Origin of the sequence: Sphingomonas sp. PL-96, assembly GCF_020707215.1 — a bacterium.
In the GTDB taxonomy this organism is placed as follows: Bacteria; Pseudomonadota; Alphaproteobacteria; order Sphingomonadales; family Sphingomonadaceae; genus Sphingomonas.
Genome location: NZ_JAJFET010000001.1, coordinates 250,608 through 265,582 on the forward strand (window position 1 = coordinate 250,608; position 14,975 = coordinate 265,582).

The 14,975-nt window shown below is 65.5% G+C and carries 10 protein-coding genes, 1 tRNA gene and 2 pseudogenes; 5 read left to right on the forward strand and 8 right to left on the reverse strand.

Features of this window, described 5'->3' with window-relative positions:
• The first annotated feature begins 34 nt into the window (after positions 1 to 34).
• Together LK533_RS01100 and LK533_RS01105 are read left to right on the forward strand one after the other, a co-directional pair.
• Positions 35 to 1,666, forward strand: a complete 1,632-nt coding sequence (locus LK533_RS01100; protein ID WP_229360789.1) for a DUF5597 domain-containing protein — start codon at positions 35 to 37, stop codon at positions 1,664 to 1,666.
• A gap of 146 nt (positions 1,667 to 1,812) precedes the next feature.
• Positions 1,813 to 5,034 (forward strand): TonB-dependent receptor, encoded by a 3,222-nt coding sequence (locus tag LK533_RS01105; protein WP_229360791.1) that lies wholly within the window; start codon positions 1,813 to 1,815, stop codon positions 5,032 to 5,034.
• 557 nt (positions 5,035 to 5,591) lie between these two features.
• Here LK533_RS01105 and LK533_RS01110 read toward each other — a convergent pair.
• The 3 genes and pseudogenes from LK533_RS01110 to LK533_RS01120 form a co-directional block, all read right to left on the reverse strand.
• Positions 5,592 to 5,942, reverse strand: a pseudogene (locus LK533_RS01110) (xylose isomerase); the annotation flags it as partial.
• Between the two features lie 71 nt (positions 5,943 to 6,013).
• A pseudogene (locus LK533_RS01115) lies at positions 6,014 to 6,298 on the reverse strand (FGGY family carbohydrate kinase); the annotation flags it as partial.
• Positions 6,261 to 7,373 carry a glycoside hydrolase family 43 protein gene (locus LK533_RS01120; protein WP_229360795.1) on the reverse strand — a complete coding sequence of 371 codons (1,113 nt, stop codon included), beginning with the start codon at positions 7,371 to 7,373 and terminating at the stop codon, positions 6,261 to 6,263. The gene LK533_RS01120 and the pseudogene LK533_RS01115, both read right to left, overlap by 38 nt.
• Before the next feature lie 239 nt (positions 7,374 to 7,612).
• On the opposite strand from LK533_RS01120, the gene LK533_RS01125 reads away from it, so the two are divergent.
• Entirely contained in the window at positions 7,613 to 7,828 is a 216-nt protein-coding gene (locus LK533_RS01125; protein ID WP_229361762.1) for a hypothetical protein, read from the forward strand.
• A 68-nt stretch (positions 7,829 to 7,896) separates the two neighbouring features.
• On the opposite strand, the gene LK533_RS01130 is transcribed toward LK533_RS01125, so the two are convergent.
• Both LK533_RS01130 and LK533_RS01135 read right to left on the reverse strand, forming a co-directional pair.
• Positions 7,897 to 9,543 (reverse strand): glycoside hydrolase family 43 protein, encoded by a 1,647-nt coding sequence (locus LK533_RS01130; protein WP_229360796.1) that lies wholly within the window; start codon positions 9,541 to 9,543, stop codon positions 7,897 to 7,899.
• Positions 9,544 to 9,818: 275 nt separating this feature from the next.
• A tRNA-Arg gene (locus LK533_RS01135) sits at positions 9,819 to 9,895 on the reverse strand.
• Positions 9,896 to 9,979: 84 nt separating this feature from the next.
• On the opposite strand from LK533_RS01135, the gene LK533_RS01140 reads away from it, so the two are divergent.
• Positions 9,980 to 10,702, forward strand: coding sequence for a queuosine precursor transporter (locus tag LK533_RS01140; RefSeq protein ID WP_229360797.1), 723 nt, complete (start codon positions 9,980 to 9,982; stop codon positions 10,700 to 10,702).
• A gap of 16 nt (positions 10,703 to 10,718) precedes the next feature.
• On the opposite strand, the gene purQ is transcribed toward LK533_RS01140, so the two are convergent.
• From purQ to purC, 3 genes are all read right to left on the reverse strand, one after another.
• Positions 10,719 to 11,384, reverse strand: coding sequence for a phosphoribosylformylglycinamidine synthase subunit PurQ (gene purQ / locus LK533_RS01145; protein WP_229360802.1), 666 nt, complete (start codon positions 11,382 to 11,384; stop codon positions 10,719 to 10,721).
• Positions 11,381 to 11,623 (reverse strand): phosphoribosylformylglycinamidine synthase subunit PurS, encoded by a 243-nt coding sequence (purS, locus tag LK533_RS01150; protein ID WP_229360808.1) that lies wholly within the window; start codon positions 11,621 to 11,623, stop codon positions 11,381 to 11,383. Before purS ends, purQ begins: the two co-directional genes overlap by 4 nt.
• A 92-nt stretch (positions 11,624 to 11,715) precedes the next feature.
• Positions 11,716 to 12,495, reverse strand: coding sequence for a phosphoribosylaminoimidazolesuccinocarboxamide synthase (purC, locus tag LK533_RS01155; RefSeq protein WP_229360809.1), 780 nt, complete (start codon positions 12,493 to 12,495; stop codon positions 11,716 to 11,718).
• Between the two features lie 187 nt (positions 12,496 to 12,682).
• Here purC and parC point away from each other — a divergent pair, with 187 nt between their 5' ends.
• Positions 12,683 to 14,932 (forward strand): DNA topoisomerase IV subunit A, encoded by a 2,250-nt coding sequence (parC, locus tag LK533_RS01160; protein WP_229360810.1) that lies wholly within the window; start codon positions 12,683 to 12,685, stop codon positions 14,930 to 14,932.
• Positions 14,933 to 14,975: the final 43 nt, after the last annotated feature.

Below are 14,975 nucleotides of genomic sequence, written 5' to 3' on the forward strand. Positions count from 1 at the left end.
CAGCGGCAAGAGACGACGGCTCAAGGGGAATGACGTGAAGCATATCGCAACAGCTCTGGGCGCAACGCTGATGCTTGCAGCGCCAGCGACAGCGGAAACTCCCCGCCTGCAACGCCGTGGGGAGGCGACCCAGCTCGTCGTCGGGGGCAAGCCGATGCTCCTGATCGCCGGTGAGCTCAGCAACTCGGCCGCCTCCAGCGCGGCCTACATGGCGCCGCACTGGGCCAAGCTTCGCGCGATGAACCTGAATGCGGTTCTGGCGCCAGTGTCGTGGGAACTGATCGAGCCGGTTGAGGGACGTTATGATTGGTCGAGCCTGGACTCGATGCTCCGCGAGGCGCGTGCCAATGACCTGAAGCTCGTGCTGCTCTGGTTCGGCGCCTACAAGAACTCGATGTCCACCTATGTGCCGGGCTGGGTGAAACAGGATCAGTCGCGCTTCCCGCGGGCAGGGTTGCCCAATGGCCAGTCCGTCGAGATCCTGTCGACGTTCGGCGAGGAGATGGTGCGGGCGGACGCGCGTGCCTATGCGGCGATGCTCGCGCATCTGAAAGCGGTCGATGGCGACCGCAACACCGTGGTGATGGTGCAGGTCGAGAACGAGATCGGCATGCTGCCGGTCGTGCGGGACTATTCGCCGGCCGCCAATGCCGCATTCGCGCAGCCGGTCCCAGCCGAGCTCATCGCCTATCTCACTCAGCACCGCGACACGTTGGTGCCGGAGATGAAGGCGATGTGGCTGGAGCGGGGCGCACGGACCCAAGGCAGCTGGACCGAGCTGTTCGGCGACGGGGATGCCGCGGCCGAAGTGTTTACCGCCTGGCATTACGCGCGTTTTGCAGAGACGCTGACCCGCGCTGGCAAGGCTGCGTATCCGCTGCCGATGTACGTCAACGTCGCGCTCAATCGACCCGGCCGTGCCCCCGGGCAGTATCCAAGCGGCGGTCCGCTGCCGCACCTGATCGACGTGTGGAAGGCGGGGGCACCATCGATCGACCTGCTCGCACCCGACATCTATTTCTCGAACTTCACCCAGATCGTCGATCGCTATCACCGCGCCGATAACCCGCTGTTCGTGCCCGAGGCGCATAACGCGGAGAATCCGGTCGTTCCTGCCAACGCCTTTTACGCCTTCGGAGAGCGCGACGCGATCGGCTTCGGGCCGTTCTCCATCGACTCCGTGGACGATGCCCCGGGGCAGCTGGGTGCGGCTTATGGCGTGCTCCAGCAGCTCCAACCGCATATCCTGACGGCTCAGGGGACGGACCGCATTGCGGGGTTCAAGCCGCGGCAGCGCTATGACGAGTCACTCGACTACGAACCGCAGGTGCGCCGTCTCGGCAACTACCGCTTCACCGTCGCCTTCGCGGACATTGAACGACCGGCGATGACGACGGAGACCGCCGGCTATGGCGGCATGGTTCTCCAGACCGGCGAAGACGAGTATCTGATCGCGGGGAAGGGGATCACCGTCACGTTTGCGGGAGCAGGCGAGGGGCCGTCGCTGGCAGGAATAGAGCGCGCGGAGGAAGGTAGCTTCGACGCTGCCGGGCGTTGGATCGCGGGTCGCGTGCTGAACGGCGACCAGACCCATCAGGGCCGCCACATCCAGCTGCCTGCCGGAAGCTGGGGGATCCAGAAGGTGCGGCTGTATCGCTACCGCTGAAGAAGCTGTGTTCTTACGGATACAGCAGAATAGTTGAGAAGAAGTCGCACGATTTAAGGCTTGCAATGGTTAGCGCTACCAGTGCACGATGATCTTATTGAAGACGAGGGCGGGAACACGCCCCGAGCTTTAAAGGAGAGGACGTCGTGGGGACTGTTTTACAGCTTCGTCGTACGGGTGGCTTTGCCGCTCTTTTGCTGACGACCGTTGCGTGGCCGGCACTGGCGCAGACACAGGGGGAGCCGACGGCTTCCTCGTCCAGCAGCGCAACGACAGAGGCGGACGCACAGACGCAGGATGGTGCTGGGCAGACTGCGCCCACCGCCATCGATGACTCGGCGCAGGCACCTGCCGATCCGTCGTCGACAGGTAATGGCGATATCGTCGTCACCGGCTATCGCGCATCGCTGGAGAGCCAGACGAACGCCAAGCGCAACTCGATCGGCTTTACCGACACGATCTTTGCCGAAGACATCGGCAAGTTTCCGGACACCAATATCGCGGAGTCGGTAAACCGTATCCCGGGTGTGACCATCAGCCGCGAAGTGACGGGCGAAGGCGCCAACGTTGCTATCCGCGGCCTGGGTACTAACTTCACGCGCGTCCTGCTGAACGGCGCGCCCGTCGCGATCGCGTCTGTGCGCTTCGATGCGCAGAGCACCAATCGTGAAGTCGACCTCGATCTCATCCCGACCGAGCTGTTCACGCAGCTGACGGTGAGCAAGTCGCCGACCGCAAGCCAGATCGAAGGTGGTGCCGCGGGTACCGTCAACCTGCGCTCGGCGCGTCCGTTCGACAACCCCAAGCCGTATATCAGCTATGGCCTGCAGGGGTCGAAGGTGAGCTCGGCCGACAAATGGGGCTATCGCGGTTATGCTCTGGCGAGCGCCACGTTCGGCGATTTCGGCATCCTCGTCGGCGGTGCTGCGGTCAAGAGCCGTTTCCGGGTGGACGGTTTCGAAACCATCGGCTGGACCAACCCGAACCTGACTGCGGCCCAGAGCAGCAGCGCGACGCGCAACAACACCGGCGGCGGCAACTTCACGATCCCGGGTACGGTGCCGATCAACGCCGGCAACGGCCTGACTCCTGGGACCGTGATCGATGAGGCGTTTCTGCTCGCCAACAATCCGGGTGCCACCATCGAGCAGATCGACAATGGTCTGCTGCCGCGTCTCGGCCGGCCGCGCACTGAAATCGGCGAGCGCACTCGCTACAACGGCCTGATCTCGCTGGAATGGCGGCCGAGCGATGCCCTGCACTTCTATGTCGATGGCATGTACGCCAAGCGGAACACCGACTTCCAGCGTTCCACGATGAACTGGGCGGTGCGCAACGGCGCAGCCATCCCGCTGAACACCACCTACGACAAGACCGACTGCTCGGATGGCTGCACCGTCACCAGCGGCACCTTTGCGAACTCGCAGTTCTTCCTGGAGTACCGCCCGTACCGGGACCGCCAGGATTACTGGGGCGTCAACCCGGGCATGGAATTCGTCATCAACGATTTCATCAAAGGTGACCTGCAGGCGAACTACACGAAGAGCAATTTCCGTCGCGAAAGCCCGACCGTTCTCGTCATCACGCCGGCCAGCAGCGGCGTGACCGTGAACTATACCAACAACGGCGGCATTCCGGACATCTCGACGAACATCGACCTGAACGATCCGTCGCAGTTCGGCTGGGCCGGTGGCGGCCGCCTGAACCTCAACGGCGAAGAGCGCGAGACCGAGACCAAGGGCGTGCGCGGCAGCCTGTTGTTCGGTGACGAGACACGGTTCAGCGTCCGCGTCGGCGCGGCCTATGACGATACCAGCCGGCGGATCACGCCGTTCGACAACACCAATCCGTGGCAGGCGGCGGTCTGCGGCAACAACCCGAACGTGGTCCTTCCCGGTCCCAACCGGCAGCCGGTCTGCGACGGCGCCAACCTGCCCGGTACGCTCGCTCCTCCGGGATACCCGACCTATCCGGGTTATGGCACCGGCTTCTCGGCCGGGGCGCCGCCGCTCAGCTATGGTGGGTCGCTGGTTCCGACCGCGGCGGTGCCGGGCTTCCTGGTGCCCACGGCAGCCGGCTTCGTTTCGCTTGACTGGAACCGCTTCAAGGATGCGACCAACTACGATGAGCTGCTCGCCGGTGCGACCGAGACTGGTGCTGGCAGCAGCGGCGCCAACGGCGGCCTGATCCGTGAAAAGGTGACCGGCACCTTTATCGAAATGAACGGCATCTTCGACGTTCGGGACGGCGACACCCTCCGCCTGAATGGCGGCCTGCGCTACGTTCGTACCGACCAGCGGGTCGGCGGCCGGACGACCCTGCCGAACCCGCAGAACGTGCGCGATGGCGTGACGTGTCCGGGTGTGAGCCCGACGTTCGCGCTCGATGGCTCGTGCTACCCGACGATCGTCAACTTCGCACAGACGCAGCGTGTCTATTCGAACTTCCTGCCCTCGTTGAGCGCAGCCTACAGCTTCGGCGACAAGGCAGTGGCACGCGCTTCGATCTCGCGTACGCTGACCCGTCCGGATCCCAACCAGCTGCTGCCGGGCGCTTCATTCGTCCAGCCGTCGGCGGACATCGGGACGCTCGGAAACAACGCGCTCGACCCGTACATTTCCGACAACATCGACCTGGGCTTCGAATACTACACGGGTGGCGAAGGCGTGATCGCGTTTGCGGCCTTCCGGAAGTCGATCACCGGCTTCACGATCAACGGCATCAACACCGTGCCGTTCTCGACGCTGGCGCCGTTCGGGATCACCTTTGCTTCGCTCACTGCGGCGCAGCAGCAGTCGTTGCTCGACCGGGCGGGACCGGCGGGCATTTCGCCCGAGCAGGTTCCGATTCAGCTTCAGCAGCAGGTAAACGCCGACGGCAAGCTCAAGGTCAACGGCCTCGAGTTCCAGGTCACGCAGCCGCTCGACTTCGCGACGCGTCTGATCGGCGTCGAAGGCTTCGGCGTGCAGGGCAACCTGACCCTGATCGACCAGCGCGGCGAAGGGGAGGTTCCGGCGGTGGCGCTGGGCGTGGCTCCCACCACCTACACGTTGACAGGCTATTACGAAGGCAACGGCCTGTCGGCGCGGCTGACCTACACCTACAACGAAGGTTCGGTGAGCTCGGGTCTCAACCAGAACGGCCTTCCCGACGCAGCGATCATCGGTCGCAACTATGGTCAGCTCGACTTCTCGGGCAACGTCGATCTCGGCAAGATCCTCGGCAACGACTATCTGCCCACGCTCGTCGTCAACGTGATCAACATCAACAAGGAAGCACAGAGCTCGTACTTCCAGTTCACGAACGCGACGTTCAGCGAATACAACCCGGGCCGCACCGTCCTGGTGGGTATCCGCGGCCGCTTCTAAGCGGGACCACTACGTCAACACGCGGAACGCCGCCCCTCGGGGCGGCGTTGTCGTTTGTGGAGAGGGTGAAACTGGCGGAGGGCAGAATGTCTGCAGCTTTCGCATCGAGTCTTCCCGAGACCGGTTCGTCAGGCGCGCGGTTCAAGCGGTTGGTGCGTCCCTCACTTGCGGAGCGATAGAACGCCTCAGCGACTGGCATGTGGGAGTGTAATTCCTGGGCAGCAGCCTGTGCTCGGCAGCGATGCCAGGCGTTACCAGGCGGAAGTCGGGTCGTAGTCGCGGGCGCGGCGATCGCATCGCGGGAGGGGCAGGCAGGGCGGCTCGACCGCAAGTGCCGGCAGGCTCAGCGCAGGATCGGGTCCTTCAATAGCCGGGACAAGTTCGCTGGTGCTCCAGGCGATCAGTCGACACGGGCACGCACGAGCGCGCGATCATTGAAGACGAACGTCTCGACAGCGTGGAGTGTTCGTGTCGGGCTGGCATCCGGCCGGAGCCCTGGCAGGTTCGATGCCGTAGGAGTGATACCGAACCGGCGGGAGCCCGGCTCGGTGTGGTGTTCAGAGGAAGGGTTTGATCAGGTTCTCAATCCGCTCCTGGCGGCCCGAGCGCGGCTTCGGGTCAATCGCCTGCTCGACTGCCAGGTCGGCGATGCCGGCCAGATCCGTATCCCAGCCGTTCTGCGGATCGCCCCGGTTGGCGTCGATGGAGCCAAGGATGCCAAGCGCGCCCGCGGTTGCAATCTCGTACTCGAAGGTGTGGCCGGACAGCGTGGCATGGTTCGCCTCGATGCTCCCGCGGATTTCATTCTCCAGGCCATAGCGCTTGAGGAAGCCGTACACGGTCGCCGTGTCAAAGTCGTACTGGTGCTTGGTCGGCTCATGCGGCTTCGGCTCGATCAGGATGGTGCCCGCGAGCAACCTGTCGCTCCACTGACGGCTGGCAACCTCCAGCCACAGCGTGCCGGCGGCATCCGACAGGTCGTTGCTCCGTGCATCTGGCCGGCAAGGCCGATGCCGCGCACGGCCCGGCGCACGGCCGCGTCGATCGCCTGCGCGGCCGCCGTGGTGGCGTCCCACCAGGCACCCGGATCCTGCACGGACCAGAGCGGCCGGGGCCGCTGCACGCTGAGTGCCGCGGTCCCCTGGCCGGCGAGCGCGCCATGCTCGTCCAGCACCTCCGCCTTGACGCCGGAGGTGCCAATATCGACGCCGAGGAACGTGGCCCCCTCAATCCTTGAACGGATCGATGGTTTGGATCGTGCCATCCGGATTGAAGGTGACCTCTGTCACCTTGGCGGAGCGCAGGTGGTTCTGATCCGACAGTTGGGTGTCGTGGTAGAACAGCCACCAGCGACCCTTGAACTCGACGATCGAGTGGTGCGACGTCCAGCCCTGCACCGGCTTCAGGACATGGCCGGTGTAGCGAAACGGACCGTAAGGCGAGTCCCCGATCGCGTAGTTCACGAAGTGCGTGTCACCCGTGGAGTAGGTGAAGTAGTATTTGCCGTTGCGCTTGAACGTCCAGGCCGCTTCGAAGAACCGGCGGTCGTGATCGCCGCCCAGGATCGGTTTGCCGTTCTCGTCGGTGATGACGACGTCGCGCGGCACTTCGGCAAACTGCTTCATGTCGGCGGACATGCGAGCAATCTTGGGGGCGATCGCGGGCTTGTCGTCCTGCTTCAGGTCGGTATCGCCGCCGTTGGGGTCATAGCGGCCGTTCGTCCAGCGTTGAAGCTGACCGCCCCAGATGCCGCCGAAGTACATGTAGCTCTGACCGTCCGTATCGGTGAACACGGCCGGGTCCATCGAATAGCTGCCCCGGATCGGCTTCGGCTCGGCCTTGAACGGCCCGGTTGGGGACTTTGAGGTCGCGACACCGATGCGGAACAGGCCCTGCTTGTCGCGTGCGGGGAAGTAGAGATAGTAGGTGCCGTTCTTGTAGGCGGCATCCGGCGCCCAGGTCTGCTTGGAGGCCCAGGGGATGTCCTTCACGTCCAGCGCCACCGGGTGGACGGTGACCGGGCCGCCGATCTCATCCATGCTGAGCACTTGGTAGTCGCGCATCGCATATTGGTTGCCGAGATCGTCGTTGGGAATGCCCGCATCAATGTCGTGGCTGGGGTAGATGTATATCTTGCCATTGAAGACATGTGCCGAAGGATCGGCGAAGAACTTGTCGGCCACCAGCGGCTGGGCGATGTAGCGGCGCCCTTCCGGGCTGCGGGCTTCCTGCTTGTCGGTACCGGGGCTCCCGGCCCTGCTTTGCGTCTGGGCGGTCGCGAAGCTCGACGTCGCGGCGATTGCCGCCGCCGCCAGACAAAGGTGTAGACGCAGGCGCATGTCAGGCTCTCCTTCCTGTTGCACGACCTTCTTGCGAGGTCTGTGAGCCGGTTCTTCGGCTTTATAGCGCTACCATATTCCTGGATGCGGTAATCCGGCAAGTGGATTGCACGGTCGGCGTGCCGCCAGGCAGACGCCCGGCCCAGACGACGCCCACGCGCGCTCGGCGCTGACGGGCGCCTGCGAATTGACAGCGATACCGGCTTGAAGCGGACGGCGCACTCCACTCACCGTCGGTGATGCTGGAAGTGCCGAGAAGCCGCGAAGGAATCAACAGCCGGCTGGACCGGGCGAGGCGAGACGATGACCCACAGCATCAGGGGACCGGGGCCGGGGCGCCGGGCTTGTCTGTCACCTACTTCGGCTATGGGTTCTTCGCGGCGCGGTCGTTCTTCTTCGTGAAGGCGATGGTCGATGAGACCCGCGGCCGCGAGCTGGCGGACATGGCCGGCTGAGCCGGCTGTCCCACGGCTACGCAAGAGAAGGCGGGGGCGGTTCCCGCCTTTCTCGTTGCTAGCGGCGATCATCGGATCCAGGCGTAGGGGCCGATCAGCGTTCCCACGAAGCCGGTCGCAGTCTTGGTGCTGAGGAAGCGCGCGTCGACGTCCGACGTGAGCGTCCGCTTCCCCCCGGCACCTTCATAGTCGAAGGCCATGCTGCCGCCGTTCACCCTGATCGTGAGCGTCATGGGAGTCTTGGTGGAAGCAGGAGCGGACGCCACCAGCCGTTCCTCCCCAGCTTCCGTGGTATAGAGCGCCACCACCGGCTTGCCCGCGATCTGCGCCAGGCCGAAGAACAAATGGTTCCGATCGCTCTGCAAGGCCGCAAGACCGGCGCGCTCGCCATCAACCTGGGGGGTGAAGCGGACGGTGGTCGTGATCGTTGCGACGTGATGCTGCTGTCGACGGCCGACGAAAGCCGGCACGCCCGACAGGTCACCCATGCGCGCGCCACGGTCGAGAACCAGGTCGCCACCCTCCAGCTGGTAGAACGGTCGCTTGGGCGTGCGCACGCCCACCCATTGCATCGCCAGCTTGTCGCCGTCGAAGTCGTCCACATAGGCGAAGTCGCCAGCCGTAGCGATCGAAGCCGAAGCCTGACGCGGCAGCTTCGGCATCCTGTTCGTGAAGGGGATTGCCTGACCTTTCGGGAGGATGATCGGCCACCCGTCCCGCCATGTCACCGGCAGGAGAAAGGTCTCGCGGCCGATGTTGTAATAGTCGCCTTCATAGGGCCGTACCGCCAGAAATGTCGCGAACCACTCGCCGGACTGCGTCTGCACGAGCTTGGCATGTCCTGCCGAGGTGATCGGGTTTGGCCGCGCGGGATCGAGATCGCGCTGGGTCAGGATCGAATTGCCCGCGAACGGGACATAGGGGCCACGCAGCTGCCGGGATCGCAGCACCACCTGCGAATGGTTGACGCCGGTGCCACCCTCTGCCGCCGTCAGATAGTACCAGCCGTCCTTCTTCAGGATGTGCGGGCCTTCGATCCACACCGGCTTTGTGGCCAGGTCGACGCCGCCGTTCACCAACTGGGTACTCTCGCCCACCATTTTGCCGACCCGCCAATCGAACTCCTGGGTCCAGATCGCGCGGTGCCCGTTGTAACGGGCCGGTTCCGCCGGCGCCCGATTGTTGACGATATAGGCGCGATCACCTTCCCAGTAGATCGACGGATCGATGCCCTCGAACGGCAACCACGTCGGGTTCGACCACGGACCCGCCGGATCTTTTGCGGTGATGACGAAATTGCCGCCGCATCCGACGCAGGTGCTGGCGATGTAGAAAACGCCGTTGTGGAAGGAGATGTCGGGAGCGAACACTGCCTGCGACGTTTGCATGCCCGAGAAGTCGAGCTGCTCCGGCCAGTCGATCGCATTGCCGATCTGAGTCCAGTTCACCAGATCCTTCGACCGGAAGATCGGCAGGCCGGGATAATGCGCGAAAGAGGAGAGAACGAGGTAATAGGTGTCGTCCACCCGCGTGATCGACGGGTCGGGGTAATAGCCCGAGAGGATCGGGTTCCGGTACTGTCCAGGACCAACCTTTACCCGTTCCTGCGACCGTCCCTCGTAGCTGAAGCGGCTAAACCTGGCCGGCTCCGTCCCCAGCGCGGCGGACGTCGCGCCAACACCCGCCAGCGCCACCACGAGCGTATGAAACCGCATGTCGATCCTCCCCTTTTTCCGAACGATTGGGCGCGGGGCCACGGAAAGCCAGATGCGGCGAGCTTGCGGTTCAGCCGGCGGCGGCGCCCTTGTGAACCAGGATGAGCGTTCATCTCGGGTCCCGCGGTTCGAGTTTCGCCATCAACGGCATGCGGTGATTCTAGGACCCGCGTAGATCGATCCCATATCGCCGGCTTGGCTAGGCGCGCCCAAACTCGCCCTCGTCGCGCGAGGCCTGTTCGGATCACAGGCCACCAATTACCCGCAGAAAACAATGGTGCGCCCGGCTGGATTCGAACCAGCGGCCTCAAGCTTAGAAGGCTCGCGCTCTATCCAACTGAGCTACGGGCGCACGCACAGTTCCGATAGCGCGCATTGCGCCGAAGCGGAACCATCCTCATAACCCCGCCACCTGGTTTTCAAGGGACAAGGCAGCATGACGCCGGTACCCGCGGACGCGCGCAGCGTGTCCGGTTTCCGCTTCTACGACTTCGCAATGGCGGCGTTTGTCGCGATCCTGCTGCTCTCCAACGTGCTGGGCGCGGGCAAGGTCGCGACGATCCCCGGCGAGGGGCCGCTCGGCGGCTTCGTGTTCGGGGCGGGTATCCTGTTCTTCCCGATCTCCTATGTGCTCGGCGACGTGCTGACCGAAGTCTATGGCTTTGCACGCGCGCGGCGCTGCGTGTGGGTGGGGTTCGCCGCAGTGCTGTTCATGGCGCTGATGGCGGCGGTCGTCGTGGCGCTGCCGCCCGCGCCCGGTTGGGAAGGACAGGCGGCCTATGAGGCGGTGTTCGGCCAGGTGCCGCGGATCGTCCTGGCCTCGGTCGCGGCCTTTTGGGTCGGCGAGCTGGTCAACGCCTATGTGATGGCGCGGATGAAGCTCCTGACCGAAGGACGCATGCTGTGGGCACGCACCATCGGCTCGACCATCGTGGGGGAGGGGGCCGACAGCCTGATCTTCTATCCGGCCGCCTTCCTGGGGGTGTGGCCGATCTCGCAGGTGCTGACGGTGATGGTGACCAACTGGGCGCTGAAGGTCGGCTGGGAAGTGGTGCTGACGCCGGTCACCTATGCGGTGGTCAATCGGCTCAAGCGCGCCGAGGGCGTGGACCTGTTCGACCGGGGAACGAACTTCTCGCCGTTCCGGCTGAAGGCGTGAGGGGAGAAGCGCCCGCTCAGGCGAGCGCTTCGACCAATCCCTCGAACAGGCGGCGGCCATCGGTGCCGCCGTGGGCGGCTTCGACGCGGCGCTCGGGGTGCGGCATCATGCCAAGCACGTTGCCCTTCGCGTTCAACACGCCCGCGATGTCGCGCGCCGAACCGTTGACGACGCCGGCATAGCGGAACGCGACCTGGCCTTCGCCCTCCAGCCGGTCGAGCGTCGCGTCGTCGGCGAAGTAGTTGCCGTCGTGGTGGGCGACCGGGATGGTCACCGTCTCGCCCTCGGCATAGCCGCGGGTGAAGCGCGAGGTGGCGTTGGCGACCGTCAGCGGCGCGTCGCGGCACACGAAGTTCAGCCGCGAGTTGCGCATCAGCGCGCCGGGGAGCAGGCCGGTTTCGGTCAGGATCTGGAAGCCGTTGCAGATGCCGAGCACCGGCAGGCCGCGGCCGGCGGCCTCGACGACGGCACGCATCACCGGCGAGCGCGCGGCGATCGCGCCGGAGCGCAGATAATCGCCGTAGGAGAAGCCGCCGGGAACCGCGACCAGGCCGATGCCGTCGGGCAGATCGGTGTCGCCGTGCCACACCATCGCCGGCGCCCGGCCGGTCACCTGTTCGAGCGCAACCGCAATGTCGCGGTCGCAGTTCGAGCCCGGGAAGACGACGACTGCGGTCTTCACGCCACCGCGTCCTGGCGTTCGATGCGGTAGTTCTCGATCACCGTGTTGGCGAGCAGCTTGCGGCACATCTGGTCGACGGCCTCGTCGCTGGTGTCGTCGGCGACCTCCAGCTCGATCAGCTTGCCGACGCGGGCATCGGCGACGCCGTCAAAGCCAAGCGAGCCCAGCGCGTGCTGGATCGCCTTGCCCTGCGGGTCGAGCACCCCGTTCTTGAGCGTCACGATGATGCGGAGTTTCATGGGACCTCGGGGCAATGCTTGGAGTGGTGTGGTTGCGGGCGCCTATGGCCCCGGCGTGCCTGCCAGGCAAGCGCTGCCGGGGCGCAAAGGGCTTAGCGGCCGCGCTTCTTGCGATGGGTTTCCATGTCGAGCACGGCGGTGTCGCCGCCCTCGGGAAGCAGGCCCAGCCGGCGCGCCACTTCCTGATAGGCCTCGACCTCGCCGCCCAGGTCGCGACGGAAGCGATCCTTGTCGAGCTTCTCGTTGGTGACCATGTCCCACAGGCGGCAGCCATCGGGGCTGATCTCGTCGGCCAGGATGATCCGGCTGAAGTCGTTTTCCCAGATGCGACCGAACTCGAGCTTGAAGTCGACCAGGCGGATGCCGATCCCGGCGAACAGGCCCGCCAGGAAGTCGTTCACGCGAATCGCCATGTCGGCCATGTCGTGCAACTCGTCCTGCGCGGCCCAGCCGAACGCCAGGATATGCTCGTCGGTGACCATCGGGTCGCCGAGCGCATCGTCCTTGTAGTAATATTCGACGATCGTGCGGGGCAGCTGCTGCCCCTCCTCGATGCCCAGGCGCTTGGACAGCGAGCCGGCGACCACGTTGCGCACCACGACCTCGATCGGGACGATCTCGACCTGGCGGATCAGCTGCTCGCGCATGTTGAGGCGGCGGATGAAGTGGGTCGGCACCCCGATCTGGCCGAGCAGCGTGAAGACGTGCTCGGAAATGCGGTTGTTGAGCACGCCCTTGCCGTTGATCGTGCCCTTTTTCTGGGCGTTGAACGCGGTGGCGTCGTCCTTGAAATACTGGATCAGCGTGCCGGGCTCGGGGCCCTCGTACAGGATCTTGGCCTTGCCCTCGTAGATCTGGCGGCGGCGAGCCATGTGCGGAACCCTTCCAAAACGATCGGCCCCGGAAGCGCGCGCGCTTGCGTGCTGCCGGGGCGGGATTGCGGCGCCTATAGCGGAGGTGACCCCGCGTCGCAATCAGGCGTCGCGGCATAGCGACCAACGGTGTACCCGTCACGGAACGGTTGTGGAACAAGGGGCGCGCCTGCTATCCGCGGCGGCGATGGCGACCGACTTCAAGGACCCGTTCGACGCGATCGTCGATGCCCCGTTCGACAGTGCCCTGTCCGAGCGCTACCTCGTCTATGCGCTCTCCACGATCACCGCGCGCTCGCTGCCCGATCTGCGCGACGGGCTGAAGCCGGTGCATCGTCGGCTGTTGTGGGCGATGCGGCTGCTGCGACTGGATCCGGCGGCGGGCTACAAGAAGTGCGCGCGCGTGGTCGGCGATGTGATCGGCAAGTATCACCCGCACGGCGATCAGTCGGTCTATGACGCGATGGTGCGGTTGGCGCAGGATTTCGCGCTGCGCTATCCGCTGGTCGACGGGCAGGGGAATTTCGGCAACATCGACGGCGATAATGCCGCAGCCTATCGCTATACCGAGGCGCGGCTGACTCAGGTTGCGATCGACCTGATGGCGGGCCTCGATGAGGACGCGGTCGATTTCCGCCCCACCTACAATGGCGAGGAGCAGGAGCCGGAGCTGTTCCCCGGGCTGTTCCCCAACCTGCTCGCCAATGGCGCCGCCGGCATCGCGGTGGGCATGGCGACCTCCATCCCGCCGCACAATGCCGCCGAACTGTTCGATGCCGCGACCATGCTGGTCGATCAGCCGGAGGCGGACGACGCGGCGGTGCTGGCGCATGTGAAGGGGCCGGACTTCCCGACCGGCGGTATCGTCGTCGATACACCAGCGGCCATCGCCGAGGCCTATGCCACCGGCCGGGGCGGCTTTCGCGTACGGGCGCGCTGGGACGTGGAGCGCGAGAAAGGCGGTGGGTTCCGCATCGTCATCACCGAAATCCCGTATGGCGTCGCCAAGGGCAAGCTGATCGAGCAGGTCGCGACCCTCATCAACGACAAGAAGCTGCCGATCCTGAGCGACATCCGCGACGAATCGGATGCGGAGATCCGCGTCGTGCTGGAGCCGCGCAGCCGCACTGTTGATCCGGCGACGCTGATGGACGGCTTGTTCCGGCTCACCGACCTGGAAACCCGCGTGCCGCTCAACCTCAATGTGCTCGACGCGACGCGCACACCGCGGGTGATGAGCCTGCGCGAGGTTTTGAAGGCTTGGGTCGACCACCAGTTCGTGGTGCTGCGCCGGCGCTCCGAACACCGCCTCGCCAAGATCGCCGACCGGCTGGAACTGCTCGACGGCTATATCATCGCCTTCCTCAACCTCGACCGGGTGATCGAGATCATCCGCACCGAGGACGAGCCCAAGGCGGTGATGATGGCGGAATTCCAGCTCACCGACCGCCAGGCCGAGGCGATCCTCAACATGCGGCTGCGTTCGCTGCGCCGGTTGGAGGAGATGGAGCTCCGGCGCGAGCGGGGCGAGCTGGAGAAGGAAAAGGCGGAGCTCACGTCGCTGCTGGGCTCCGAAGCGCGCCAGCGCACCCGGCTGAAGCGCGACATGGCCAAGCTGCGCGATCGCTATGGCCCGGAGACTGCGCTCGGCAAGCGCCGCACCACCGTCGAGGAAGCGGCGCCCGCGCGCGAGATCCCGTTGGAGGCGATGATCGAGCGCGAGCCGATCACGGTCGTGCTTTCCCGCCGCGGCTGGATCCGCGCGCTGAAGGGCCACAATGACCTTGCCGCGGCCGAGACGCTGAAGTTCAAGGAAGGCGACGGGCCGCTCTACGCGTTCCACGCCCACACCACCGACAAGCTGCTGCTCGCGACCGACGCGGGCCGCTTCTACACGCTGGGTGCCGACAAGCTGCCGGGCGGGCGCGGCTTTGGCGAGCCGGTGCGCGCGATGGTGGACGTCGATGGCGATGCGGAGATCGCGGGCTTCCTGCGAGCGGCGCAGTCCGACCGGCTGTTGCTGGCCGCGAGCGACGGGCGCGGCTTCATCGTGCGCATTGCCGACGTGATCGCCGAGACTCGCAAGGGCAAGCAGGTGATGACGCCGCGCACCGGGGCACGGCTGCGGGTTATCCGGCCGATCCTGCCCGAGGACGATTATGTCGCGGCGATCGGCGACAACCGCAAGCTGGTGGTGTTTCCGCTGACCGAAGTGGCCGAGCTGGCGCGCGGGCAGGGGGTGCAGCTGCAGCGCTTCCGGGACGGCGGCCTGTCGGACGTGCGCACCCTGCGCTTCAGCGACGGGCTCAGCTGGACCATGGGGGGCGAGACCGGACGGGTCCGCACCGAAGCGGACCTGAGCCCCTGGCGTGCCGCGCGCGGTGCTGCCGGGCGCATGCCGCCAACAGGGTTCCCGCGCGACAATCGGTTCGCCTGATCTCGCCCGGCGCAACGCAGCGTTAAGAGTCGGCAGCTACACC